Source organism: Streptomyces coelicoflavus (assembly GCF_045041415.1).
GTDB lineage: Bacteria > Actinomycetota > Actinomycetes > Streptomycetales > Streptomycetaceae > Streptomyces > Streptomyces coelicoflavus.
The window spans coordinates 7,254,421-7,279,171 of the sequence record NZ_CP108218.1; the positions used below are offsets into that span (position 1 = coordinate 7,254,421).

A 24,751-nucleotide genomic window follows, 5' to 3' on the forward strand; every position below is an offset into this window, starting at 1 on the left:
GGCAGATAACTTCACTCTACGGATAACAGATTCCGTTCAGCGGAAAAATGAACATCAGGAGGGTGTCGAATGGGTCAGCAGGAGAAGGTGGCAACGAGCCTCGCGGGCGCCGTCGGCGAGGAGATCAGTGCCTCCCTCGCACCGGTCGACGCGGAGCTGGAGCGCCGCTACCCCGGAGACCCGGGCACTCGCCAGCCCGTCCACACCGTCTACGTCCCCGGTGACGTCTTCGCCGCCGACACCGTCCGCTCCTGGGGCGACCGGGCGCTCGCCGCCCTCGACGAACACGCCCCGGACGCCGCCTCCTTCGCCGCCGTCCTCGGCCTCGCCGACGACCTCGCCGAGCCCGTGTACACCCGCGTACGCGCCAAACTGGAGCGCGAGCCGATCGAGGACCTGCGCGTCGACTTCGAGGACGGCTACGGCAACCGCACGGACGCCGAGGAGGACGAGGCGGCCGCCCGCGCCGCCCGGCTGATCGCCGAGGCGTACGAGCAGGGCACGGCCGCCCCCTGCATGGGCATCCGCATGAAGTGCATGGAGGCTCCGGTGCGCGCCCGGGGCATCCGCACCCTCGACGTCTTCCTCAGCGGCCTGCTGGAGGCCGGCGGCCTGCCCGAAGGACTCGTCCTCACCCTGCCCAAGGTGACCTACCCGGAGCAGGTCACCGCCATGGTGCGGCTCCTGGAGGCCTTCGAGGAGGCGCGCGGCCTCACACCCGGCCGGATCGGCTTCGAGATCCAGATCGAGACCAGCCAGTCCATCCTCGCCGCCGACGGCACCGCCACCGTCGCCCGCATGATCCAGGCCGCCGAGGGCCGCGCCACCGGCCTGCACTACGGCACCTTCGACTACAGCGCCTGCCTCGGCGTCTCCGCCGCCCACCAGGCCAGCGACCACCCGGCCGCCGACCACGCCAAGGCGGTCATGCAGGTCGCCGCCGCCGGGACCGGCGTACGCGTCTCCGACGGCTCCACCAACGTCCTGCCGGTCGGCCCCACCGCGCAGGTCCACGAGGCCTGGCGGCTGCACTACGGTCTCACCCGCCGCGCGCTGGCCCGCGCCTACTACCAGGGCTGGGACATGCACCCCGGCCACATCCCCACCCGGTACGCGGCCGTCTTCGCCTTCTACCGCGAGGGCTTCGAGCAGGCCGCCGCCCGCCTCGCCCGCTACGCCAACCGCACCGGCGGCGACGTGATGGACGAGCCCGCCACCGCCAAGGCCCTCAGCGGCTACCTGCTGCGCGGCCTGGACTGCGGTGCCCTCGACATCGGCGAGGTCGCCCGGCTGACCGGCCTGACCCGCGCCGACCTGGAGGGCTTCTCGGGCCCGCGGCGCGGCGACCTCACGGCATCGGCGCAGTAGGTCCCGCCGACGGCGTCCGGCCCCCGGCGAGGGGATCGTCCGGCCCGGAGCCCGCGTACCGCTCCAGGCCGGACGCCGTCACCCGCTGCTCCTCGGCGAACAGCCGCGTCCCCCGGTCGCACAGCCGCCGGTCCGCCCGCGCCCGCGCGCTGAACTCCTCGGGCGTCGTCCCGAACAGCTCCCGCAGCCGGGCCGACCCGTGCAGCAACTCCGTGATCAGGGGCCGCTGCTCGCCCGGATGCCGCCGCGGCGCGCCGGTGCCGTCGTGCAGCACGCCGTGGCGGTTGACGTACGCGTACGCGCCGCGCAGTACCGAGCCGTCCCCCGGCTCGACACGCACGTCCGGGGCGGGCAGCCAGACCCGGTCGAAGTTGCCGCCCGCCATCGGCACGCCCTCGCTCGCGTCGATCACCGCGAGCTGCCCGGCGTCGAGCCACAGGACGAACAGCTCCCGCACGGCGCCGGGAGCGCCCACCGGCGAGGCCGACACGTAGCCCATGCGGCTCACGTGCGCGGAGACGCCGATGTCCAGCCCCGTGACCCGCGACCTGACCATCGGGATCGCCGAGTCGACGCCGAACTCCGCCATCTTGTGCCGCAGCTGGGCGGGGCTCGCGTTGGAGCCGATCGCCAGCACCGGCACCCGGCCCTCCCCGTCCTCCCACTCCTGACACGACGGCCGGTCCAGCGGCAGCAGCCGGTCCCCGTCCAGCAGCCCGGACTCGCGGGGCCACGCACCCGGGTACAGCAGCGGTTCCTCGCGCGGCACACCGTCAAGACCGAGCGCCCGCAGCGTGCGGTCGCCGCCGGGCGGCGGCACGGGCTCGCGGTCCTCGGACGGTGATTGCGACACGGTGGGTCTCCTCCCGGCGGCCGGGGCGGCGCGGTCCGCTCAGTCCGACGGCGGCAGCTCGCCCGAACCCCGGGTGACCAGCCTGGTCGGCAGTTCGATGCGGTCGGGGGCGAGCAGGGTGCCGTCCAGCTGCCGGAAGAGCCGCTCGGCGGCGGTGCGGCCGAGGGCGGCGGCGTCCTGCGCGACCACGGTGACGCCGGGCCGGAGCAGGTCGGCCAGCTCGATGTCGTCGAAGCCGACCAGGGCGACGTCCCTGGTCTGTCCGGCCAGGACCCGGATCACGGTCACCGTCACCCGGTTGTTGCCGGTGAAGATCGCGGTGACCGGATGCGGGTCGGCGAGCATCTCCTCGGCCGCCCGGCGCACCCGCTCGGGGTCGGTGACCCCCAGGGACATCCAGGCGTCCTCGACCGGTATGCCCGCGTCCTCCATGGCCGCCCGGTAGCCGCGCAGCCGCTCGGCGGCGGTGTGGATGCGGGGCATGTCGCCGATGAAGCCGATCCTGCGGTGCCCGTGCGCGATGAGGTGGGCCACGCCGTCGCGGGCACCGCCGAAGTTGTCGGAGACCACCACGTCCGCGTCGATCTGCCCGGCCGGACGGTCCACGAACACCGTGGCGACGCCCGCCTTCAGCTCGGGCTCCAGATACCGGTGGTCGTCCCCGGCCGGGATGACCACGAGACCGTCCACGCGCCGCGCGCACAGGGCGAGCACCAGCTCCTGCTCGCGCTCCGGGTCCTCCGCGCTGGACCCGTTGATCAGCAGGGCGCCGTGGGCGCGGGCCACCTCCTCGACGGCGCGGCTGAGCGGCCCGTAGAACGGGTCGGCCAGATCCTCCAGGACCAGGCCGATGCTCGCGGTGCGGCCCTTGCGGAGCACCCGCGCGCTGTCGTTGCGGCGGAAGCCCAGCGCGTCGATGGCCTCCTGGACGCGGCGCTCCGTCTCCGGGGTGACACCGGGCTCTCCGTTGACCACCCGGGAGACGGTCTTGAGGCCGACTCCCGCCCGGGCTGCGACGTCCTTCATGGTCGGGCGGTTGCCGTAACGGTTCCCGGGGAGGCGGTCTGCGCGGCGGGTCACGTCGGGCACGATGCGGTGTCCTGTCCTGTCGTCCACGGGATTGCGTCGGCTCCTGCTGTCCGGGGGGATGTGTCGGTCATGGGCTTGTATGAGGATGTGGCGTCGAGCATAGAGCCTGGACAACGTTGTCAGATGCGGGAGACACTGTCCATCGCACTCTCCGGCCCTCGTCCCCACCACGGGGCCGGTTGCCGCGCGCTCGTGTTGTACGGCTTTTTCGCTTTCGGTCCGACGGGGAGATCCGACTCTGATGCACACCGACCTAGTGGCAGCGCTGGACATCGGCGGCACCAAGATCGCCGGCGCACTGGTGGACGGCCACGGCCGCATCCAGGCGCGCGCACAGCGTGCGACGCCCGCCCGGGAGGACGGTGACACCGTGATGGGGGCCGTCGAGGCCGTCCTCGCGGAACTGACCACGTCGCCGCTGTGGGGCCGGGCCACGGCCGTCGGAATCGGCAGCGCGGGCCCCGTGGACGCCTCGGCGGGCACGGTCAGCCCGGTGAACGTGCCCGGCTGGCGCGACTACCCGCTGGTCCGCCGGGTCCGGGCGGCCACCGGTGGCCTGCCCGTCGAACTGATCGGCGACGGGGTGGCCATCACGGCGGCCGAACACTGGCAGGGCGCCGCTCGCGGGCACGACAACGCGCTGTGCATGGTGGTCTCGACCGGCGTCGGCGGCGGTCTGGTGCTGGGCGGCCGGCTGCACCCGGGGCCGACCGGCAACGCCGGCCACATCGGCCACATCAGCGTCGACCTGGACGGCGACCCCTGCCCGTGCGGTGCGCGCGGCTGCGTGGAGCGCATAGCCAGCGGCCCCAACATCGCCCGCCGCGCCCTGGAAGGGGGCTGGGTGCCCGGCCCCGACGGCGACACCTCCGCCGCCGCGGTCGCCGCCGCCGCCCGGCTGGGCGACCCCGTCGCGGTCGCGTCCTTCGAGCGGGCCGCGCAGGCGCTGGCCGCCGGTATCGCCGCGACCGCGACCCTCGTCGAGATCGACATCGCCGTGGTCGGCGGGGGAGTGGGCAAGGCGGGGGACGTCCTCTTCGCCCCCCTGCGCAAGGCGCTGACCGACTACGCGACGCTGTCCTTCGTCCAGCGCCTGGTGGTCGTCCCCGCCCAGATGGGAACGGACGCCGGACTGGTCGGCGCGGCCGCGGCGGCCCTGTCGCGGACGACGGGCGCGACGACCGCGGCGCACGTCTGAGCACGGGCGGGTGCGGCTAGTGCCGCGCACGTCTGGGCGCGGAGGGGGCGACGACCGCCGCGCCGGTTCGGGCGCGGGAGCCGGTACGGACCCGCCGCGGGGCGCCCGGGTTCGGGGAGTGGGCGACGCCTTGGCGAAGGTCTGGGCGCGGCGGGTGCGACGGCTGCCGTGCGTGTGTGGGTGTCCGCGTCGGTCGGCTACCTGGATGCCATGGATGAGCGGCTGCGACGGCCGTCGCGCTCGTCCGCTGCGGCGGGTGCCACGGCCATGGGGCCGGTTCGGGCGCGGGAGCCGGTACGGACCCGCCGCGGGGCGTCCGGGTTCGGGGAGGGCGCGACGACCGCGGCGCACGTCTGAGCACGGGTGGGTGCGGCGAGTGCCGCGAAGGTCTGGGCGCGGCGGGTGCGACGGCTGCCGTGCGTGTGTGGGTGTCCGCGTCGGTCGGCTACCTGGATGCCATGGATGAGCGGGTGCGACGGCCGTCGCGCTCGTCCGCTGCGGCGGGTGCCACGGCCATGGGGCCGGTTCGGGCGCGGGAGCCGGTACGGACCTGCCGCGGGGCGTCCGGGTACGGGCGGATGGGACGAGCGCCGCGGGACGTCCGGGGTCGGCGGCTGCGGTCGTCGCACGGGCCGGGTCCCGGGGGCCGGTGGGAACCGGGGCTTCCGAGGCTTGCCCGTTCTGCCCGTGACCCCGGCGCGTCGGCGTAGTTGAACGGGGCATGAAGAAGCGCAGCATGCTCGCCCTCGCGTCCCTCGCCACCGGCTTCGTCGTGGCGGCCGTCAGCCCGTCCCACGCGGCCCCGAGCGACCTCCCGCTCGGTCTCGGGGTCGACGACACCGTCAGCACCCTCCAGGACACCGTCGCCACCGAGAGCCTGGCCCTCGACGACGACGCCCTGGGACAGCGGGGCTGACACCCGCCGGCCGGGCCCGCACGCCCGGCCGGACCCACGCGGCGCCGGTGCCCCCGAGGGGCGTCGGCGCCGTTGTCATATGCCCTTTCACGCACCTCAACTCGGCCTGGTTTCCGTGGCAGGGTGAAGCGGGCAAGCCACAGGGGGCCAACAGAAGAGGGGGACCTGTGACCGTCGTCTGGATCAACGGCGCGTTCGGTGCGGGGAAGACCACCACCGCACGGGAACTGATCGAACTGATCCCGAACAGCACACTCTTCGACCCCGAGGTCGTCGGCGGTGCGCTTGCGCACCTGCTGCCGCCCAAACGCCTGGCCGAGGTGGGCGACTTCCAGGACCTGCCGATCTGGCGCCGGCTGGTGATCGACACGGCGGCCGCGCTGCTGGCCGACCTCGGCGGGACGCTCGTGGTCCCGATGACCCTGCTGCGCCAGGAGTACCGGGACGAGATCTTCGGCGGTCTCGCCGCCCGCCGGATCGAGGTCCGGCACGTCCTGCTGGCTCCGGCTGAAACGATCCTGCGCGAGCGGATAGCGAGCCGCGAGATACCCGAGGGCCTGCCGGACGGCGAGATGCGGGTGCGGCAGTGGTCCTACGACCACATCGAGCCCTACCGCGCGGCCCTCGCCTCCTGGCTCACCGCCGACGCCCATCCCGTCGACACCGGCGCCCTCACCCCGTACGAGGCCGCCGTCCGGGTCGCCGAGGCCGTCGGCACGGGGGAGGCACCGGCCTGCGAGATCGTGCAGACTCCGGAGCCCACGGGCGAGACCGTCGCCGCCGGCGTCCTGCTCTTCGACGACCGGGACCGGGTCCTGCTCGTCGACCCCACCTACAAACCCGGCTGGGAGTTCCCCGGCGGCGTCGTGGAACCCGGCGAGGCGCCGGCCCGGGCCGGCATGCGCGAGGTCGCCGAGGAGACCGGGCTCAGCCTCGACGACGTACCGGCCCTGCTGGTCGTGGACTGGGAACCACCCGCACCCCCCGCCCACGGCGGCCTGCGGCTGCTGTTCGACGGCGGACAGCTCGACTCCGCGGACGCCGACCGGGTCCTGCTGCCCGGCTCCGAGCTGCGCGCCTGGCGCTTCGCCACCGAGGACGAGGCCGCCGCCCTGCTGCCCCCGGTCCGCTACGAGCGGCTGCGCTGGGCGCTGCGGGCCCGGGAGCGCGGTGCCGCCCACTATCTGGAGGCGGGCTCGCCGGTCGGCTGAGACCGCCCGGGGACACGCGACAGGCGCAGGTGCGGGAGGAGCTCGACGACATCCACGGGACGACCGTAGGCAGGGCCCCGCCGGGTGGCGAGACCCCTGTGCCGACGGCGGAACCCGAAACGCGATCCGGCTCAGCCCGCCGCGTAATTGAGCAGGAAGTGCGCCTCCGCCACCGACAGCCGCTCCAGCTCCTGGGGGGAGACGCTCTCGTTCACCGCGTGGATCTGCGCCTCCGGCTCGCTCAGCCCGATCAGCAGGATCTCCGCGTCCGGGTAGAGGGCCGCCAGCGTGTTGCACAGCGGGATCGAGCCGCCCTGGCCGGCGTACTGCATCTCCTCGCCGGGGTACGCCACCGCCATCGCGTCGGCCATGGCCTGGTACGCCGGGCTGGTGGTGTCGGCACGGAACGCCTGGCCCTGGCCGATCTGCTCGACGGCGACCCGGGCGCCCCACGGCGTCCGCGCCTCCAGGTGGGCCTGGAGCAGCTTGGTGGCCTCGGCCGCGTCCACGCCCGGCGGCACGCGCAGGCTCACCAGCGCCCGCGCGCCCGCCTGCACCGACGGGGTGGCGCCGACGACCGGCGGGCAGTCGATGCCGAGCACCGTGACGGCCGGCCGCGCCCAGATGCGGTCGGCGACCGAACCGGAACCGATCAGCTCCACGCCGTCCAGCACGCGCGCGTCCCGGCGGAACTGCTCCTCGTCGTAGGCGAGACCCTCCCACTCGCTGTCCGCCGCGAGGCCGTCGACGGTCGTCGAGCCGTCCTCGGCGCGCAGCGAGTCCAGTACGCGGATCAGGGCGGCCAGCGCGTCGGGCGCCGCACCGCCGAACTGCCCGGAGTGCAGGTTGCCTTCGAGCGTGTCGACCTTCACCCGCAGCAGCGTCATGCCGCGCAGCGTGGAGGTGACCGTCGGCAGTCCGACGCGGAAGTTGCCCGCGTCGCCGATGACGATGGTGTCCGCGGCCAGCAGCTCGGGGTGCGCCTCCGCGTACCGCTCGAGGCCGCCCGTGCCCTGCTCCTCCGAACCCTCGGCGATGACCTTGACGTGCACCGGCACGCCGCCGTTCGCCTTGAGCGCGCGCAGCGCCAGCAGGTGCATGAGCACACCGCCCTTGCAGTCCGCGGCGCCACGCCCGTACCAGCGGCCGTCGCGCTCGGTCAGCTCGAACGGGGGAGTGACCCACCCGGCCTCGTCCAGCGGCGGCTGCACGTCGTAGTGGGCGTAGAGCAGCACGGTCTTCGCGCCCTCGGGGCCGGGCAGGTACCCGTACACCGACTGCGTGCCGTCGGGGGTGTCCAGCAGGGCCACGTCCTGGAAGCCCTCGGCGCGCAGGGCCGTCGCTATCCACTCGGCGGCGCCCTCGCTCTCACTGCGCGGGAACTGGTCGAAGTCGGCCACCGACTTGAAGGCCACCAGCGCGGCGAGTTCCTCCTTCGCGCGGGGCATCAGCGAAGCGACGGTCTCGGCGACCGGATTCGGCGACATGGGCACGCTCCTTGTGGGTGCGACGTTGTACCAAGGAGTACTTGGAATGATGGGCCGATCCTCCCACAGTGGCCTGCGGCGATGCCCGCCGTAGGATGCGGGGGTCAGGTGCGGCAGGCGGTTTGATCGGAGCAGTAGACCATCGTGAGCAGCGAGAACTCTTCGGCGGACGACACGCGTCAGGTCTGGGACGTGGTCGTGGTGGGCGCGGGACCGGCGGGGGCCTCGGCCGCCTACGCGGCGGCGGTCGCGGGGCGGCGCGTGCTGTTGCTGGAGAAGGCCGAGCTGCCCCGCTACAAAACGTGCGGCGGCGGCATCATCGGCCCCTCGCGCGACACCCTCCCGCCCGGCTTCGAGCTGCCCTTCCAGGACCGGGTGCACGCGGTGACCTTCTCGAACAACGGGCGCTTCACCCGGACCCGGCGCTCCCGGCAGATGCTGTTCGGGCTGATCAACCGGCCGGAGTTCGACCTTCAGCTCGTCGAGCACGCCCAGAAGGCGGGCGCCGAGCTGCGCACCGGGGCCACCGTGACCCGGGTGGAGCAGCACGGGTCGGCGGTGCCGGACCGGCGCACGGTCGCCGTCGTCCTCCAGGGCGGCGAGACGGTCCTGGCACGGGCCGTCGTCGGCGCGGACGGCAGCGCCAGCCGGATAGGCGCCCACGTCGGGGTGAAGCTGGACCAGGTCGACCTCGGCCTGGAGGCGGAGATCCCGGTGCCCGAGACGGTCGCCGAGGACTGGAAGGGCCGGGTGCTCATCGACTGGGGCCCGATCCCCGGCAGTTACGGCTGGGTCTTCCCCAAGGGCGACACGCTGACCGTCGGGGTCATCTCGGCGCGCGGCGAGGGCGCGGCGACCAAGCGGTACCTGGAGGACTTCGTGGCCCGGCTCGGGCTGGCCGGTTTCGAACCGAGCATCTCCTCCGGTCATCTGACACGTTGCCGCGCGGACGACTCGCCGCTGTCGCGCGGCCGCGTCCTGGTGTGCGGAGACGCGGCCGGGCTGCTGGAGCCGTGGACCCGCGAGGGCATCTCCTTCGCGCTGCGCTCCGGCCGGCTCGCGGGGGAGTGGGCGGTCCGCGTCTCCGAGGCGCACGACGCCGTGGACGCGCGCAAGCAGGCCCTGAACTACGCCTTCGCCATCAAGGCGGGGCTCGGCGTGGAGATGAGCGTCGGCAAGCGGATGCTGACGGTGTTCGAGCGCCGGCCCGGACTGTTCCACGCGGCCCTGACCGGGTTCCGTCCGGCGTGGAAGGCGTTCAAGGACATCACGCAGGGCTCGACCTCGCTGGGCGAGCTGGTCCGCGGCCATCCGCTGGCGCAGCGGGCACTGGCGGCGATGGACCGGCGTGCCGAGCCGGCCGCACCGTCCGACCCGCCCGCGTCGTCCGCTCCGTCCGAGCCGGCGGCGGGGGAGACGACCGGCCCCTGACCCCTCGCCCGCGAAGGGCGTACTTCGCCGGGAGTAGGCGTGGTCACCACGCGCGGGTGACGCCGCCCGACGTGCCCGGCGTCTAGCGTGGCGGGCATGGACGGACAGCAGGAGCCCGGGGGCCGGGCACCGCGGTGGTGGCGGCACGGGCCCGCGTGGTGGGACCGGCGGGGCGACGAGGAGCGCCGCCCCCGGTGGCCCTGGCGCTCCACGGTGCTCGTCACGGCGTTCGTGCTGTTCGGCTCCAACTTCGCCGCCCACGCCCAGGCCGGAGAGCGGGACGCCCTGGACCCCTTCGCGCGCGTGCTGCTGTTCGTGACGGGCGCCGCCCTGCTGTGGCGGCGGCGGTACCCGGTGGCGGTCGTCTTCGGCACGGCGGTCACCACCCTGGTCTACCTGGGCGCCGGATATCCGTACGGCCCGGTGTTCGTGGCCGTCGCGGTGGCCTGCTTCAGCGCCGTCGTCGCCGGGCACCGCAAGGCCGCGTGGGCGGCGATGGGGACGCTGTGGGCCGGACACGCCCTGCTGGCGCACTGGCTCTACCGGTGGCTGCCGCCGTCCGGGGACGAGGCCGCGTCCTGGGGGCAGGAACTCGTGATCGCCACCTGGGTGGTGGCCGTCGCCGCACTGTCGGAGCTGGCCCGGGCCCGCCGCGAGCAGTGGGCCCGGGAACGGGCCGAGCGGGCCCAGGCGGCACGCCGGCGTGCCGACGAGGAGCGGCTGCGGATCGCCCGCGAGCTGCACGACGTACTCGCGCACAGCATCTCCGTCATCAACGTGCAGGCCGGCGTCGGACTGGCCCTCCTGGACACCGACCCGGAGCAGGCCCGATCCGCGCTCACCACCATCAAGGACCAGAGCAAGGAGGCGCTCGGCGAGGTGCGGCAGGTGCTCGACACCCTGCGCACCCCCGGGGACGCGCCGCGCGCTCCGGCCCCCGGCCTCGACCGGCTCCCCGAACTGGTCGAGCAGGCGGCGAGCGCCGGCCTCACCGTCGAGGTGTCGGGGAAGCCGCCGCGCCTGTCGCCCGGCACCGATCTCGCCGCGTTCCGCATCGTGCAGGAGGCACTCACCAACGTCGTGCGGCACTCGGGTTCGCGGCACGCGCGGGTCCGCCTGGAGCGGGACGGGCGCACACTGCGGCTGCGCGTCGACGACGACGGCCCCGCGACGGGCGCCGAGGCGGGCGGCAGCGGCAACGGGCTGGCCGGGATGCGGGAGCGCGCGGCGGCCCTCGGTGGCACCATCGAGGCGGGCCCGCGTCCCGACGGCGGCTTCCGGGTGCTGGCGGCCCTGCCGACCGACGTGAAGGTCACGGCGCACGCGGAAGGAACCGGCGCACGTGAGGTCACGGCGCACGCGGAAGGAACCGGCGCACGTGAGGACACGGCGCACATGAAGCACACGCCGCAGGTGAAGGGGGACGACCGGTGATCCGCGTACTGCTCGCCGACGACCAGTCGCTGGTCCGGGCGGGGTTCCGGGCGCTGCTGGACGCGCAGTCGGACATCGAGGTGGTCGCGGAGGCCGCCGACGGCGAGGAGGCGGTGCGCTCGATCCGCGAACTGCGGCCCGACGTCGTCCTCATGGACATCCGCATGCCCCTGCGGGACGGCCTCGCCGCGACCCGCGAGATCACCGGCGACGCCGGGCTCCAGGACGTGAAGGTGGTCATGCTCACCACCTTCGAACTCGACGAGTACGTCTTCGAGGCGATCCGCTCCGGCGCCTCCGGATTCCTGGTCAAGGACACCGAACCCGAGGAACTCCTGCGCGCCGTCCGTGCGGTGGTGGACGGCGACGCGCTGCTGTCGCCGGGGGTGACGCGCCGGCTGATCGCCGAGTTCGCGGCCCGCTCCAAGGAGCCCGCGGCGGCCGACGAGATGGCCCGGCTCACCGAGCGGGAGCGCGAGGTGATGGCGCTGGTCGGCATCGGACTGTCCAACGAGGAGATCGCCCGGCGACTCGTCGTCAGCCCGCTGACCGCCAAGACCCACGTCAGCCGCACCATGGTGAAGCTCGGCGCCCGCGACCGGGCCCAACTGGTGGTCCTCGCCTACGAGTCCGGGCTGGTGCGGCCGGGCTGGCTCGGCTGACCACCCCGCGCGAACCGGACCAGCACGCTCACCACCCGGACGAGGAACACCACCACGGCCGACGCCGCCCCGGACCCGACGAGCGCGGCGCGCGGTCCGCCCGCCAGGCCGAAGAGATACGCCGGTCCCGCCACCGCCCCGAACAGCACGGCAGCCGCGAACGCGGCGCTGCACAGGGCGTAGCCGATCTCGACCGTGATGGCGTCCCGCTCGCGCTGCGAGCGCCGTCCCCCGTTGGTGTCCACGTCGTGAAGTCTCCCAGAGCGGGCGGGTGTTCCGGGGAGACCCGCCTCAGCCGGCCACCCCCGCGCGTCGTGTCGCCACCGCGACCAGCACCGCGACCGCCGCGAGCGCCGCCACGCTGGTGAGCGCGGCCGGGAGGGAGAACCAGTCGGCCATGAAACCGATCGCGGGCGGGCCCAGCAGCATGCCGCCGTAGCCCAGCGTGGACGCGGTCGCGACACCGCTCGGGCCGCCCAGCGCGCCGGCCCGCTCGACCGCGACCGGGAAGATGTTGGCGAGACCGAGGCCGGTGATCGCGAAGCCGAACAGCGCCGCCCACACGGACGGGGCGAGCGAGCCGAGCAGCATGCCGGCCACGGCGGTGCTGCCGCCGACCACGACCGTGACCGTCCGGCCCAGCCGCTCAAGCAGCGTCGTCCCGGTCAGCCGGCCGACGGTCATGGCGAGGGCGAAGCACGAGTACCCCGCGGCCGCCAGGCCCGGCGAGGCGTCCAGGTCCTGCTTCAGGTGCAGGGCGCCCCAGTCGGCCATGGCGCCCTCGCCGTACGCCGTGCACAGGGCGATCAGACCGAAGGTGATGACGAGGCGGCGGGTGCGGCGGTCGCGGCGGTGCGCGGCACCGTCCCGCTCGGGGGCCTCCTCGGCGGCGCGGTCCGGCGGCACGGCGGGCTCGCAGCGCAGCAGGGCGCGGCCCGCGACCAGGGTGACCAGCAGACCGGTCACGGTGAGCGAGAGCAGATGCCGCGTCGGCGACAACGACCCGGCGACCAGACCGCCCAGCCCCGCGCCGACCATGCCGCCGAGGCTGAACGCCGCGTGGAAGCTGGGCATGATCGGGCGCCCCAGTACGGCCACCAGATCGACGGCGGCACTGTTGAAGGCGACGTTGATCCCGCCGTACGCGCTCCCGAACACCAGGAGCACGGCGCCGAGGGCGAGCGCCGAGTGGGTGAGCGGGGGCAGCGCGATGCTGAGGCAGAGCAGGACCGCGCAGGCGACGGTGACGGGATGGCTGCCGTAGCGGCGGACCAGCCGTCCGGTGAGCGTCATGGTGACGACGGCACCCGCCGAGACACCGAGCAGGGCGAGCCCCAGGGCGCTGGCGGAGGCGCCGGTCTGCTCCTTGATGGCGGGGATGCGGACCACCCAGCCGGCGAAGACGAAGCCGTCGAGGGCGAAGAAGGCGGTCAGAGCGGTACGGAGACGGGTGAGGTCGTCGCGGGTGCCCGGCACGGCGCTGTGCGATCGGGCTTTGTTTATTTGCGGCACAAAGTCAGGCTAGAGGCGGGGGCGCAGACGGGCAAGACTGCTTTCCCGACCCGCCCCGCCCCACCGCGCGCCGATGCCGAGGGCAGCCGCCCGGCGACCCTCGGCACCCGTGGTCCCGCCCCCCACTCCGTCAGCCGCGGTGCGCGGCGATCAGCTCCCGGTACCAGCGGTAGCTGTCCTTCGGCGTGCGCTCCTGCGTGTCGTAGTCGACCCGCACGATGCCGAAGCGCTTGTCGTAGCCGTACGCCCACTCGAAGTTGTCCAGCAGCGACCACACGTAGTACCCGCGCACGTCCACGCCGGCGTCGATCGCCGCCCGCAGCGCGGTGAGGTGGTCGCGCAGGTAGGCGACCCGGTCGGTGTCGTGCACCGTGCCGTCGGCGGCGGCCGCGTCGTCCTCCGCCGAGCCGTTCTCCGTGATGTGCACGGGCGGCAGCGCGTCGCCGTACCGCTCCTTCAGGGCGACGAGCAGGTCGGTGAAGCTGGCCGGCACGACCGGCCAGTCCATCGCCGTGTGCCGCACGCCGGGGTGCCGTACCTCCTCGTACCGGTTGTCCGTGGCCACGCGCCGCGCCGGGTCGCTCTCGCGGTGCGGGGCGTCGGCGACCACGATCGGCCGGTAGTAGTTGACGCCGAGGAAGTCCAGCGGCTGGGAGATCAGCTCCAGGTCGCCCTCCCGCCGGAAGTCCTCCCCGGTGATCAGCTCGCCCCAGGTCTCCTCCTCGGTGGCCGGGTAGCGGCCCGCGAGGATCGGCTCGGTCCACACCAGGTTGTGCTGGGTGTCCGCGCGGACCACCGCCGCCAGGTCGGCGGGGGAGTCGGTGGCGGGCAGGTTGCGGTCGAGGTTGAGCGTGATGCCGACCTCGCGGACCCCGGCCGCGCGCAGCGCCTGCACGGCCAGCCCGTGGCCGACCAGCAGGTGGTGGGCGGCGGCGAGCGCGCCCCGGCCCTCCTTCGCGCCGGGCGCGTGCCGGCCGATGGAGTAGCCGAGGAAGGAGCTGCACCACGGCTCGTTGAGGGTGATCCAGCGCGGCACCCGGTCGCCCAGGTGCTCGGCGACCACCGCCGTGTACTCGGCGAACCGCTCCGCCGTGTCCCGCACCCGCCAGCCCCCGACGTCTTCGAGTGCCTGCGGCAGGTCCCAGTGGTAGAGGGTGGCGGCCGGCTCGATGCCCGCCGCGAGCAGTTCGTCCACCAGACGGGAGTAGAAGTCCAGACCCTTCGGGTTCACCGCGCCCGAGCCGGCCGGCACGACGCGCGGCCAGGCGATCGAGAAGCGGTACGAGTCCACGCCCAGGTCGCGCAGCAGGGCCACGTCCTCGGGGTAGCGGTGGTAGTGGTCGCAGGCCACGTCACCCGTGTCGCCGTTCACGACCAGACCGGGGGTGCGGCTGTAGGTGTCCCAGATCGACGGACCGCGTCCGTCCTCGGCCGCCGCGCCCTCGATCTGGTACGAGGCGGTCGCGGCGCCGAAGACGAAACCGGGCGGGAAACCGGGGTAGTCGCTCATGCTGTACAGCTCAATTCCATGGGTACGGGGTTCACTTGACGGAGCCGCCGGTGATCCCGGCGGCGATGTACTTCTGGGCGAGGACGAGGAGGATCGCGGCGGGCACCGCCGACAGCACCGACGCGGCCATCACCGAGCCCCAGTCGCCGACGTGCGCGCCGATGTACTGGTAGATGCCCAGGGTGATGGGCTTGACGTCGTCGGTCGTGTTCAGGGTGAGCGCGAACATGAAGTCGCTCCACGAGAACAGGAACGCGAACAGCCCCGACGTGATCAGCGAGTTGCGGCTCATCGGCAGCACCACCCGCACGAAGGTGCGCACCGGTCCGGCTCCGTCGATCTGCGCGGCCTCGATCACCTCGCCCGGGATCGAGACCATGAAGGAGCGCATCAGCACGATGGAGAACGGGATGCCCAGCGAGGCGTCCGCCAGCATCAGGCCGAAGTAGGAGTTGACCAGACCCAGGTCGACGTAGGAGTTGTAGAGCGCGTTGGCGATGACGATGCCCGGCACCATCTGGGTGATCAGCGTGCCGAACACGATGGTGCGCGAGCCGCGCAGCCCGAACCGCGCGAGCCCGTAGGCCGCCGGTGCCGAGATCGCCAGGCAGATGGCGACCGCGCCGAGCGAGACCGCGAGCGAGGTCAGCAGGTGCCCGCCCTGGTCGCTGACCGCCTTGGAGAAGCCGGACAGGTCCAGGCCGCTCGGCACCGGGTCGACCTGGAGCAGTCCCGAGTCGGGCTGGAGCGCGGTGTTGAGCATCCAGTACAGCGGGAACAGCATCACGCACAGGATGAGAACGCCGGCGACGGTGGAACCCCAGCGGCGCCGGGAGGCGGTGGGCGTGTGGGAGGCCATGGACGTCACTTCCCCTCGGTGCGGTTGGCCCGCAGGTAGAACACCGCGAACACGGCGGAGATCAGGATGAGTACGTTGCCGACCACGGCGCCCGCGCCGAAGTCCAGCTGGACGAACGAGTTCTGGTAGGTCAGCGTGCCGAGCGTCTGGGTGGCGTCGGCCGGGCCGCCGTCGGTGAGCGCGAGGATCAGGTCGAGGATCTTCACCGTCGACATGAAGCCGAGCACCAGGACGACCGTGACGACGGGCTTGAGCATCGGCAGGGTCACCGACCGGAAGGTCCGCCAGGCCGAGGCGCCGTCCAGCGCGGCCGCCTCGTGCAGCTCCTTCGGGATCTCCTGGAGACCGCCGTACAGGATGACCATGTTGAACGGGATGCCGATCCAGATGTTGACCAGGATCACCGACAGCAGGGCCATCTCGGGGCTGGTCAGCCAGGGCGTGTGGCCGCCGATGCCGAGGGTGTCCAGGAACGAGTTGAGCACGCCCGTGTCCTGGTCGAGGATGCGCCGCCAGACGATGCCGGACACCACCATGGGCACCAGCCAGGGCAGCAGGATCAGCGAGCGCAGCACCCCGTTGAGGGGGAAGCGGCGGCTGAAGAACACCGCGAGCGCCAGGCCGATGCAGAACTGGCCGAGCAGGGACCCGGCCGTGAACACGAGGGTGTGCCACAGGGCCTTGCCGAACAGGGCGTCCTGGAACACGTTGGACCAGTTGTCGGCGCCGTTGAAGGGCGCCTCACCGGTGAAGAAGGTCTTCGGCGTGTAGTCCTGGAAGCTCATCACGACGTTGCGCACGAGCGGGTAGCCGAAGAACAGCAGCATGAAGACGACGGCGGGGGCGACGAACCCCCACTGGGCGAGCCTGCGGCGGCGCGCGATCCGGCCGGGGTCCGGCGCGGCAGGTGACGTGGACGCCTTGGCAGGCGCCTGCGCGGAGACGGTGGACGTGGGCATGGGCGTGGTCATGGGGGCGTACCTCAGTTCCCGCTCGTGGCCCGCTGCTGGGCGCGCTTCAGGGCGGTCTCACTGGACTGGCCGGTCAGGGCCGACTGGAAGGCGCTCTGCAGGGCGAGCGACACGCTCGACCAGCCGGCGCCGAGCTTCGCCGTCCGGGACCGGGCGACGGCCACCTGGTCGGCGAGGGAGTCCAGCTCGGGCACCTTCTCGCGCCAGACAGCGGCGGCCTTGGCGTTGGCCGGGACCATCCAGCTGTTGAGCGCGTAGGTCAGCTGCTCCTTCTCGCTCGCCAGACACGCGACGATCTTCCCGGCGGTCTTCTCCCTGGCCTCGTCACCGGTGTTGGGCACGGTGAGCACGGCACCGCCGAGCGGGCCCACCGAGTCGTCACCGGCCTCCGGCACCGGGATCGGCGCGATGCCCCAGTGCAGCGACTTGTCGCTGTTGAGGGTCTCCACCTGCCACGGGCCGTTGATCATCATCGCCGCGTTCCCGGCCATGAACTGGTCGTTGACGTCCGCCTGCGTCCAGTTGACCGTCGACTTCGACAGCGAACGGTCCTTCAGCAGGCCCTTCCAGTAGTCCAGGGCCTCGACCACCTTCGGACCGTCCAGGTCGGTCTCGTCGCCGCCGTTGGACCACATGAACGGCGTGAACTGGAAGACGCCGTCCTCCGCGCCGCCCGCGCTGAGCGCCAGCCCGTACCGCTTTCCCTCGGTGAGTTCCTTCGCGGTCCGCCGCAACTCGTCCCAGGTGGTGGGCACATCGACGCCCGCCTCGTCGAGGACGTCCTTGTTGTAGAAGAGGGCGAGGGTGTTCACGGAGCGGGCCGCGCCGTAGTACGTGCCCTCGTACGAGCCGAAGTCGACGATGCCGTCGGGGATGTCCCCGGTGCTCAGCCCGAGCGTCCTCAGGTCGACGAGGCCGCCCGCGTCGGCGAAGGTCGGCATCTCGGACGCGTCGAACTGCACGATGTCCGGCAGCGACTTGGACGAGGCCATGCGCAGCGCCTTCGTCATCACCTGCGCCGCCGGGACGCTCTGCTGCTCGATGGTGACGCCCAGCTCCTTGCCGCAGCGGGCCATCGCCTCCGCGTCCCAGCGGTGGTACGACTCGTCGGTCGAGGAGTTCATCACGGTGTACGTGCCGGCGTCGCGCTGCTGTCCGCAGCCGGCCAGTGCCGCTCCGGCGACCAGCACGGATGCGGCGGTGAACGGGGCGAGGACTCGGCGTGAGCGTCCTCGCCCGCGGCGCGTGGCAGCCGGAGGGTGTGCTGTCAAGGCGAGCGAGGTGAAGCGCTTCGACATGGTGCGGGCCCTTGCTGTCGTACCGTCCGGCTTCCTCGCCGGACCGATTTGTTTGGTGTGATGACTAATACGTCACGGACCTGCTTCCGCGCTAGAGCAAAGTAGCCCCTCTCTCTCCGCTCCGTGCGGTGACGAAGTTGTTCTCTGAGGTAATAGTTCCTGCTCAGAGCGGTGCTGGTGCTGCCAACACCTCGGCGCGGGGATTTGACTTGTGTACGATCACATCGCTGTGAGACGGCCACCGTGCTCCCCATCCGACAGCTCCAGCCCCACCCGAGGAAGATCATGAAGTTCACCGACGGCTTCTGGCTCATCCGCGAGGGCGTGCACCTCTCGTACGCCACCGAGGTACGCGATGTACGTCCCGAATCGAAGCGCTTCACCGCCCATGCCGCCGTGAAGAAGGTGACGCGGAGGGGGGACACGCTCAACGCGCCGCTCCTCACGGTCGAGTGCTTCTCTCCCGCCGAGGGCGTCATCGGCGTCCGCGTCACCCACCACGCCGGCAAACGCCGGCCCGGCCCCGACTTCGCCCTCACCGGCGCGGCGGACGGCGCCGGCGAGGTGTCCCAGGACGGCTCCGTCACCGAGCTGACCAGCGGCGCGCTCACCCTCCGCCTGGACCGCGAGGGCCCCTGGGGCCTCACCTTCCACGACGCCGACGGACGCGAACTGACCCGCGCCGACGCCAAGGGCACCGCCTTCGCCACCACCGGCGACGGAGGCCACCACATGCTCGGCCGCCTCGCCCTCGGCGTCGGGGAGCAGATCTACGGCCTCGGCGAGCGCTTCACCCCGTTCGTCAAGAACGGCCAGGTCGTCGACATGTGGCAGGCCGACGGCGGCACCAGCAGCGAACAGGCCTACAAGAACGTCCCGTTCTACCTCTCCTCGCGCGGCTACGGCGTCTTCGTCAACCACCCCGGCGCGGTCTCCTTCGAGGTCGGCTCCGAGTCCGTCGGCCAGGTGCAGTTCAGCGTCGAGGACCAGACGCTGGAGTACTACGTCGTCGCCGGGCCCACCCCCAAGGACGTCCTCACCCGCTACACCGCCCTCACCGGCCGCCCCGCCCTGCCGCCGGCCTGGTCCTTCGGCCTGTGGCTCACCACGTCCTTCACCACGTCCTACGACGAGCGGACGGTGACGTCGTTCGTGGACGGCATGGCCGAGCGCGGCATCCCGCTCTCCGTCTTCCACTTCGACTGCTTCTGGATGCGCGAGTACCAGTGGTGCGACTTCGAATGGGACCCGGACGTCTTCCCCGACCCGGACGGCATGCTCGCCCGGCTCAAGGCCAAGGGGCTGAGGGTCAGTGCCTGGATCAACCCCTACATCGCCCAGAAGTCCCCACTGTTCGAGGAGGCCGCCGCCCTCGGGCACCTGGTGCGCAGGCCGGACGGCGACATCTGGCAGTGGGACCTGTGGCAGGCCGGCATGGGCCTGGTCGACTTCACCAGCCCGGCCGCCCGCGACTGGTACGCCGGGAAGCTCAAGCCCCTGCTCGACCAGGGCGTGGACTGCTTCAAGACCGACTTCGGCGAGCGCGTCCCCACCGACGTGGTCTGGCACGACGGCTCCGACCCGGAGCGCATGCACAACTACTACACGCACCTGTTCAACCGCACCGTCTTCGAACTCCTGGAGAAGGAGCGCGGGCAGGGCGAGGCCGTCCTCTTCGCCCGCTCGGCGACCGCGGGCGGCCAGCAGTACCCCGTCCACTGGGGCGGCGACTGCTGGTCGTCCTTCGAGGCGATGGCCGAGTCACTGCGGGGCGGTCTGTCCCTGTCCCTGAGCGGCTTCGGCTTCTGGAGCCACGACATCGGCGGCTTCGAGGGCACGCCCGACCCGGCGGTCTTCAAGCGCTGGCTCGCCTTCGGCCTGCTCTCCTCGCACAGCCGGCTGCACGGCTCCTCCTCCTACCGGGTGCCGTGGGAGTTCGGCGAGGAGGCCGTCGACGTCGCCCGCAGCTTCACCCTCCTCAAGCACCGCCTGATGCCCTACCTGTACGGCGTCGCCGCCGAGGCCCACCGCACCGGCGTGCCCATGATGCGGCCGATGGTCCTGGAGTACCCTCACGACCCGGCCTGCCGCCCGCTGGACCGTCAGTACATGCTCGGCTCCGACGTCCTGGTCGCCCCGGTGTTCACCGAGGACGGCGAGGTCGAGGTCTACCTCCCCGAGGGCACCTGGACCCACCTCCTGACCGGCGAGCGCGTCACCGGCCCGGCCTGGCGCACCGAACGGCACGGCTACGACAGCCTGCCGCTGTACGTCCGCGAGGGCGCCGTCCTGCCGCTGGCCTCCGACGACAGCCGCCCCGACGGCGACTGGCTGGACGCCCCGACCCTGCTCGTCCACCCGTCCGCCGACGCCGGCTACACGGCCGAGGCCGGCGTGCCCGACCTGCTGGGCACACCGGCCGCGAGCTTCCGAGTGCGGCGCGAGGGGGACGTCCTGCGGGTCACCGCGACCGGTACCGACCGCCCCTTCACCGTCCGGGTCGCGGGCGGCGCGAGCGCGCGGGGCGAAGGGGAGGTGACCGTACCGCTGTCGTGAGACCGCCCGGGTCAGCGGCCGAGGCCGGCCAGCGCGGTCAGGAGGCGGTCCACGTCGTCCGCGCTGGTGTAGGGCGCCAGTCCGACCCGGACGGCGCCCGCGTCGCCCAGGCCCAGGCGGCGCGAGGCCTCCACGGCGTAGAACGACCCGGCGGGCGCGTCGACACCCCGTTCGGCCAGTCGCCGGTACACGTCGGCCGGGCGCAGGCCCGCCACGGTGAACAGCAGGGTCGGCGTGCGCCGTGCGGCCCGCGAGTACACGGTGACGCCCTCCAGACCGGCCAGCCCCCGCTCGATCCGCTCACGCAGGACGTCCTCGTGGGCCTCGAGCGCCGCGAACGAGGCGACCAGCCGGTCCCTGCGCGTGCCGCGCGCGTCCGGCTCCAGACCGGCGAGGAAGTCCACTGCGGCACGGGCGCCGGCCAGCAACTCGTACGGCAGCGTGCCCAGCTCGAAGCGCTCGGGGACGGCGTCACTGGAGGGCAGCAGCTTGTCCGGACGCAGGGTCTCGAGGAACTCCGGCCGGGCCGCCAGCACTCCCAGGTGCGGGCCGAGGAACTTGTACGGCGAGCACACCAGCGTGTCCGCGCCGAGCGCCGCCGGGTCGACGACGGCGTGCGAGGCGTAGTGCACCGCGTCCACGTGGCACAGCGCGCCGACGCCGTGCGCCAGCCGGGCGATTGCCGGCAGGTCGGGCATGGTGCCGATCAGGTTGGAGGCCGCCGTCACCGCCACCAGCCTGGTGCGCGGGGAGAGGACCGCCTCGATGTGCTCGGGACGCAGTTCACCGGTGGCCGGGTCGAAGTCGGCCCACCGCACGGTCGCGCCGGCCGACTCGGCCGCCTGGACCCAGGGCCGGATGTTGGAGTCGTGGTCCAGCCGGGTGACGACCACCTCGTCCCCGGGCCCCCACGACTTGGCGAGCGTCCGGGACAGGTCGTAGGCCAGCTGGGTCGCGCTGCGGCCGAGGACGATGCCCCGCGGCTCGGTGCCCAGCAGGTCGGCCAGCGCGCCGCGGGCGTCCGCGACGATGCCGTCCGCGTTGCGCTCGCCCTCGGTGGTGCGGCCGCGGTTGGCCAGCGGGTTGGACAGCGCCTCCGCGATCGCGTCGATGACGGGCTGCGGGGTCTGGGTGCCGCCCGGCGCGTCGAAGCGGGCGGAGCCGGACTTCAGGGCGGGTATCTGCGCGCGGATCGCGTCGACGTCGAGGGCCATGTGCACTCCAACCGAAGGCGGGGACTCCCGGAAGCCGGTACTTCCGGAAGCGCGGACTCCCGAAGGCGGGTGTTCCGGCCTCATGATCGCAGCCGCTCGGCGCCGACGACAGGGGCCCGCGACCCGCGGGTCAGGTGTCCTCCGCCCCCGTCGGGTCCCGCTCGCGGCCGCCGGGGTGCCGGTGCCGCCAGAGCCAGAAGACCGCGCAGGACAGCAGCGCCCACCCGCCCAGCACCAGGAACGGGAACGCGTGCTGGTGGCCCTGGAAGTACACCGCGGTGTGCTGCGCGTTGACCGAGCCCCCGGGCGGCAGCCACCGGCCGATCGTCCCGAGCGGCGACGGCAGCAGCGGCCAGGACACCGCGCCGCCGGAGGAGGGGTTGCCGATGATCACCATCAGGCCCCAGGTGGGCAGCATCGCCCAGCGGCCGAACAGCGTGTTGAACATGGTGAAGACCATGCCGGACACGAACATCGTGAGCGCCAGGATGAGCCACGACTCGGCGAACGGCAGGTTCAGCGCGCCCAGCAGCCAGTCCACCGTGGCGGCGATGGCGAACCCGCCGAGCAGCGCGTAGGCCACCGTGAACAGGATGCGCTCGACGGGGGTGAGCGTGCGCGCGTGCACGCTGAGCTGGATCGCCCCGACGAAACCGATGATCACGGCGGCCAGTGAGATGTAGAAGATCGCCAGCCCGCGCGGGTCGCCCTCCTGCAACGGATTGACGTCGCGCACCGAGACCCGCACGCCGAGCTTCTTGCCCACGGCCGGTGCCGTTTGCGAGAGCAGTTCGGCGACCGACGCGCCGGACGCGCCGGACACGTCGAGGGCGGCGCTCCGCCCGTCGTCGCGCAGCTCGAAGACCGCGAAGACCTCCTGCTGCTCGATCGCCTCGCGGGCCGCGGCGCGGGTCTCGTACGGATGCACCTTCACCGAGGTGTCCAACGCCTTCTCCAGACCGCGGAGATAGGCCCGGCCGGCCGCCTTCTCGTACGAGCCGACCACGGCCGTGGGGATCAGGCGCGGCGTCGGGTTCGCCATCGAGTAGGTGTACGACCCCGCGAAGAGGCCCGCCGCGGCCGCGAGGATCAGCACCAGGACGGTGGCCGGCCAGAACGGCGACCGCCGGAAGGCGGACCACCGCCCGCCGGCCGGGGGACCGCCGTCGGCGTCCTGGGACAGGTGCGCCATGTCCGGGCGGGGTCAGGCGTGGACCAGCGGTGTGTCCACGAGGTGTTCCGCCACGAACCACGCCTGGAGTTCGTTGGTGCGCAGCACCTCGGAGACCAGGAGGTCGTTGGTGCCGTCGTCCCCGTACTCCTGGGTGCGGGCCGCCGCGTCGTGGCACTCGGTGAGGATCAGCTCGTGCGCCTCCAGCAGGCGGGAGAGCATCGACGGCACCTCCTCCACCCCGTCCGGCGGGCGCGGCACGGTGGTGATCTCGGCGACGTGCCGGGGGTCGCCGACCGCGACGCCGCCGAGTGTCTGGACGCGCTCGGCGACGGTGTCGATCAGCTCCAGCTGTTCGCCCGCGTGCTTGTCGAGGAGCAGGTGCAGCTGGTAGAACGTCGCCCCGCGCATCAGCCAGTGGTACTTCTTGTACAGGTCGTGCAGGATCCGGGTGTCCGCCAGGACCTTGTTGAGCCGCTGGCAGGAGTACAGCCGGGTGTCCATGGTGAGGGCCACGGGGAACTGCTTGACGGTGCCGAACTCCTGAATGGTCCGGCCCTTCTGGTGCAGCCAGGGCTGGCTGCCGTCCGACCGGTGCTCCGCGGACGACGGGGGCTTCGGCTTCGGGGAACTCACGCCTGTACTCCTTCTGGAGAGGACTGAAGGGCGGGCCCGGCGTGCTGCCGACGGCCCGGGTTCCCCCCGCGACAGTCGACCAGGCGTGCGCCCGGCCCGCAAACGGTGGGGGTTGTCCGGGGGGACGCGGTCCGCCTATGGTCGGTCTGCGCTGAAAGCGCTTTCTGCGGCGGCGTGGTGCCGCACGGTGCGTGCGCCGCGTGCCGCCCCGCCGTCCGAGGAGGACCGCATGTCCCCACGCCCCGCCCGCCGCCGGGTCGCGGTGATCGGCACCGGTGCCATCGTCACCGGCGGTCATCTGCCGGCGCTCGCCGCCCACGCCGACCGCACCGAGCTGGTCGCCGCCGTCGACGTGGACCCCGCGCGGCTCGACGCCTTCCGCGCCGAGGCGCCCGGCGACGTCACCGGGTACGCGTCGCCGGGCGCGATGCTGGAAGCCGTACGGCCCGACCTGGTGCTCGTCGGCACGCCGCCGGCCCTGCACCGGGAGCAGACGGTGGCCGCGCTCGAGGCGGGCGCGTGGGTGCTGTGCGAGAAGCCGCTGTGCCTCTCCCTCGCCGAGTACGACGACATCGCGGCGGCCGAGGAGGCGTCCGGGGCGTATGCGTCCGTGGTCTTCCAGCACCGGTACGGCTCGGGCGCCGCCCACGCCCGCGACCTGATCGCGAGCGGCGAGCTGGGCGCCCCGCTGGTCGCCCACTGCCAGACGACCTGGCACCGCGACGCCGCCTACTACGCGGTGCCCTGGCGCGGACGCTGGTCCACCGAGGGCGGCGGCCCGACCATGGGCCACGGCATCCACCAGTACGACCTGCTGCTCCATCTGCTCGGCTGCTGGGCGGAGATACGGGCCATGGCGTCGCGCCTGGTGCACGACACCGAGAGCGAGGACGTCTCCACCGCCCTGGTGCGCTTCGGGAGCGGCGCCCTCGCCACCGTCGTCAACAGCGTGCTCTCCCCGGACGAGACCAGCCGGATACGCGTCGACTGCCGTGACGCGACGGTCGAGTTGACCCATCTGTACGGGCACCGCAACGACGACTGGGTCTACACCCCGGCCCGGCACGTCGCACCCGAGCGCGCCGCCGCCTGGCGCACCCCGCACGCCGACGTGCCCAGCTCCCACACGGCGCAGCTCGGCGCCGTCCTGGACGCCCTGGACGCCGGAGTCCGGCCGCCCGGCAGCGGCTTCGAGGCCCGCGCCACGCTGGAATTCGCCGCGGCCCTGTACAAGGCGGCGTTCACCGGGCGGCCGGTGCACGCGGGGGAGATCGGGCCCGGCGACCCCTTCTACGCGGCCATGCACGGCGGCCATCCCGACTGGGCCCCTGAAGGACGCGCGTAGCTCAAAATCGAAGTGTTCACGGCGGGTTGG

21 protein-coding genes are annotated in these 24,751 nt (G+C 73.0%); 9 read left to right on the forward strand and 12 right to left on the reverse strand.

Features of this window, described 5'->3' with window-relative positions:
- The first annotated feature begins 69 nt into the window (after positions 1-69).
- On the forward strand, positions 70-1,368 hold the full coding sequence (locus OHA99_RS32675) for a DUF6986 family protein (RefSeq protein WP_153181046.1): 1,299 nt from the start codon (positions 70-72) through the stop codon (positions 1,366-1,368).
- On the opposite strand, the gene OHA99_RS32680 is transcribed toward OHA99_RS32675, so the two are convergent.
- On the reverse strand, positions 1,349-2,221 hold the full coding sequence (locus tag OHA99_RS32680) for a hypothetical protein (RefSeq protein ID WP_405698516.1): 873 nt from the start codon (positions 2,219-2,221) through the stop codon (positions 1,349-1,351). The two genes, OHA99_RS32675 and OHA99_RS32680, sit on opposite strands and share 20 nt — an antisense overlap.
- 39 nt (positions 2,222-2,260) lie before the next feature.
- Positions 2,261-3,337: a LacI family DNA-binding transcriptional regulator gene (locus tag OHA99_RS32685; protein ID WP_164385696.1), complete on the reverse strand. Its 1,077-nt coding sequence runs from the start codon at positions 3,335-3,337 to the stop codon at positions 2,261-2,263.
- Between the two features lie 214 nt (positions 3,338-3,551).
- On the opposite strand from OHA99_RS32685, the gene OHA99_RS32690 reads away from it, so the two are divergent.
- The 3 genes from OHA99_RS32690 (at position 3,552) to OHA99_RS32700 (ending at position 6,635) form a co-directional block, all read left to right on the forward strand.
- On the forward strand, positions 3,552-4,508 hold the full coding sequence (locus OHA99_RS32690) for an ROK family protein (RefSeq protein ID WP_164385697.1): 957 nt from the start codon (positions 3,552-3,554) through the stop codon (positions 4,506-4,508).
- Positions 4,509-5,229: 721 nt separating this feature from the next.
- Positions 5,230-5,424 (forward strand): hypothetical protein, encoded by a 195-nt coding sequence (locus OHA99_RS32695; RefSeq protein ID WP_153181048.1) that lies wholly within the window; start codon positions 5,230-5,232, stop codon positions 5,422-5,424.
- A 167-nt stretch (positions 5,425-5,591) separates the two neighbouring features.
- On the forward strand, positions 5,592-6,635 hold the full coding sequence (locus OHA99_RS32700; RefSeq protein WP_381571367.1) for an NUDIX domain-containing protein: 1,044 nt from the start codon (positions 5,592-5,594) through the stop codon (positions 6,633-6,635).
- Positions 6,636-6,766: 131 nt separating this feature from the next.
- Here the strand turns inward: OHA99_RS32700 and OHA99_RS32705 are convergent, their stop codons facing one another.
- Positions 6,767-8,122, reverse strand: coding sequence for a dipeptidase (locus OHA99_RS32705; RefSeq protein WP_405698517.1), 1,356 nt, complete (start codon positions 8,120-8,122; stop codon positions 6,767-6,769).
- Positions 8,123-8,266: 144 nt separating this feature from the next.
- Between OHA99_RS32705 and OHA99_RS32710 the strand changes: the two genes are divergently transcribed.
- The 3 genes from OHA99_RS32710 to OHA99_RS32720 all read left to right on the forward strand — a co-directional run bounded on the left by OHA99_RS32710 (position 8,267) and on the right by OHA99_RS32720 (position 11,649).
- On the forward strand, positions 8,267-9,553 hold the full coding sequence (locus OHA99_RS32710; RefSeq protein ID WP_153181051.1) for a geranylgeranyl reductase family protein: 1,287 nt from the start codon (positions 8,267-8,269) through the stop codon (positions 9,551-9,553).
- Positions 9,554-9,649: 96 nt separating this feature from the next.
- The gene (locus tag OHA99_RS32715) at positions 9,650-10,987 is read left to right on the forward strand and encodes a sensor histidine kinase (protein ID WP_366472827.1); all 1,338 of its coding nucleotides are present in this window, start codon (positions 9,650-9,652) and stop codon (positions 10,985-10,987) included.
- Positions 10,984-11,649: a response regulator transcription factor gene (locus OHA99_RS32720; protein WP_366472828.1), complete on the forward strand. Its 666-nt coding sequence runs from the start codon at positions 10,984-10,986 to the stop codon at positions 11,647-11,649. The genes OHA99_RS32715 and OHA99_RS32720 overlap by 4 nt, the downstream gene beginning before the upstream one ends.
- Here OHA99_RS32720 and OHA99_RS32725 read toward each other — a convergent pair.
- From OHA99_RS32725 to OHA99_RS32750, 6 genes are all read right to left on the reverse strand, one after another.
- Positions 11,610-11,894, reverse strand: a complete 285-nt coding sequence (locus OHA99_RS32725; protein ID WP_165686723.1) for a DUF6332 family protein — start codon at positions 11,892-11,894, stop codon at positions 11,610-11,612. The two genes, OHA99_RS32720 and OHA99_RS32725, sit on opposite strands and share 40 nt — an antisense overlap.
- 46 nt (positions 11,895-11,940) lie before the next feature.
- Positions 11,941-13,125, reverse strand: coding sequence for an MFS transporter (locus OHA99_RS32730; protein ID WP_405698518.1), 1,185 nt, complete (start codon positions 13,123-13,125; stop codon positions 11,941-11,943).
- 166 nt (positions 13,126-13,291) lie between these two features.
- Positions 13,292-14,671 (reverse strand): GH1 family beta-glucosidase, encoded by a 1,380-nt coding sequence (locus tag OHA99_RS32735; RefSeq protein ID WP_405698519.1) that lies wholly within the window; start codon positions 14,669-14,671, stop codon positions 13,292-13,294.
- Positions 14,672-14,702: 31 nt separating this feature from the next.
- On the reverse strand, positions 14,703-15,530 hold the full coding sequence (locus OHA99_RS32740) for a carbohydrate ABC transporter permease (protein WP_153181057.1): 828 nt from the start codon (positions 15,528-15,530) through the stop codon (positions 14,703-14,705).
- Between the two features lie 5 nt (positions 15,531-15,535).
- Positions 15,536-16,489, reverse strand: coding sequence for a carbohydrate ABC transporter permease (locus OHA99_RS32745; RefSeq protein ID WP_165687434.1), 954 nt, complete (start codon positions 16,487-16,489; stop codon positions 15,536-15,538).
- A 23-nt stretch (positions 16,490-16,512) separates the two neighbouring features.
- A complete protein-coding gene (locus tag OHA99_RS32750) occupies positions 16,513-17,799 on the reverse strand; it encodes an ABC transporter substrate-binding protein (RefSeq protein ID WP_381588370.1) in 1,287 nt (428 codons plus the stop codon).
- Between the two features lie 285 nt (positions 17,800-18,084).
- On the opposite strand from OHA99_RS32750, the gene yicI reads away from it, so the two are divergent.
- Positions 18,085-20,355, forward strand: coding sequence for an alpha-xylosidase (gene yicI / locus OHA99_RS32755; protein WP_282879794.1), 2,271 nt, complete (start codon positions 18,085-18,087; stop codon positions 20,353-20,355).
- 11 nt (positions 20,356-20,366) lie between these two features.
- Here yicI and OHA99_RS32760 read toward each other — a convergent pair whose 3' ends face one another.
- The 3 genes from OHA99_RS32760 to OHA99_RS32770 form a co-directional block, all read right to left on the reverse strand.
- Positions 20,367-21,569, reverse strand: a complete 1,203-nt coding sequence (locus OHA99_RS32760) for a cysteine desulfurase-like protein (RefSeq protein WP_153181060.1) — start codon at positions 21,567-21,569, stop codon at positions 20,367-20,369.
- Between the two features lie 130 nt (positions 21,570-21,699).
- Entirely contained in the window at positions 21,700-22,761 is a 1,062-nt protein-coding gene (locus tag OHA99_RS32765; RefSeq protein ID WP_153181061.1) for an ABC transporter permease, read from the reverse strand.
- A gap of 12 nt (positions 22,762-22,773) precedes the next feature.
- Positions 22,774-23,376 carry a Dps family protein gene (locus OHA99_RS32770; RefSeq protein ID WP_003977779.1) on the reverse strand — a complete coding sequence of 201 codons (603 nt, stop codon included), beginning with the start codon at positions 23,374-23,376 and terminating at the stop codon, positions 22,774-22,776.
- Positions 23,377-23,605: 229 nt separating this feature from the next.
- Here OHA99_RS32770 and OHA99_RS32775 point away from each other — a divergent pair, with 229 nt between their 5' ends.
- Positions 23,606-24,721 (forward strand): Gfo/Idh/MocA family protein, encoded by a 1,116-nt coding sequence (locus OHA99_RS32775; protein ID WP_405698520.1) that lies wholly within the window; start codon positions 23,606-23,608, stop codon positions 24,719-24,721.
- Positions 24,722-24,751 lie beyond the last annotated feature (30 nt).

Coding starts and splice junctions, on each gene's coding strand:
- OHA99_RS32745 (WP_165687434.1), bottom strand. CDS start 16,489: ATGCCCACGTCCACCGTCTCCGCGCAGGCGCCTGCCAAGGCGTCCACG.
- OHA99_RS32695 (WP_153181048.1), top strand. CDS start 5,230: ATGAAGAAGCGCAGCATGCTCGCCCTCGCGTCCCTCGCCACCGGCTTC.
- OHA99_RS32760 (WP_153181060.1), bottom strand. CDS start 21,569: ATGGCCCTCGACGTCGACGCGATCCGCGCGCAGATACCCGCCCTGAAG.
- OHA99_RS32715 (WP_366472827.1), top strand. CDS start 9,650: ATGGACGGACAGCAGGAGCCCGGGGGCCGGGCACCGCGGTGGTGGCGG.
- OHA99_RS32690 (WP_164385697.1), top strand. CDS start 3,552: ATGCACACCGACCTAGTGGCAGCGCTGGACATCGGCGGCACCAAGATC.
- OHA99_RS32750 (WP_381588370.1), bottom strand. CDS start 17,799: ATGTCGAAGCGCTTCACCTCGCTCGCCTTGACAGCACACCCTCCGGCT.
- OHA99_RS32735 (WP_405698519.1), bottom strand. CDS start 14,671: ATGAGCGACTACCCCGGTTTCCCGCCCGGTTTCGTCTTCGGCGCCGCG.
- yicI (WP_282879794.1), top strand. CDS start 18,085: ATGAAGTTCACCGACGGCTTCTGGCTCATCCGCGAGGGCGTGCACCTC.
- OHA99_RS32705 (WP_405698517.1), bottom strand. CDS start 8,122: ATGTCGCCGAATCCGGTCGCCGAGACCGTCGCTTCGCTGATGCCCCGC.
- OHA99_RS32675 (WP_153181046.1), top strand. CDS start 70: ATGGGTCAGCAGGAGAAGGTGGCAACGAGCCTCGCGGGCGCCGTCGGC.
- OHA99_RS32740 (WP_153181057.1), bottom strand. CDS start 15,530: ATGGCCTCCCACACGCCCACCGCCTCCCGGCGCCGCTGGGGTTCCACC.
- OHA99_RS32765 (WP_153181061.1), bottom strand. CDS start 22,761: ATGGCGCACCTGTCCCAGGACGCCGACGGCGGTCCCCCGGCCGGCGGG.
- OHA99_RS32775 (WP_405698520.1), top strand. CDS start 23,606: ATGTCCCCACGCCCCGCCCGCCGCCGGGTCGCGGTGATCGGCACCGGT.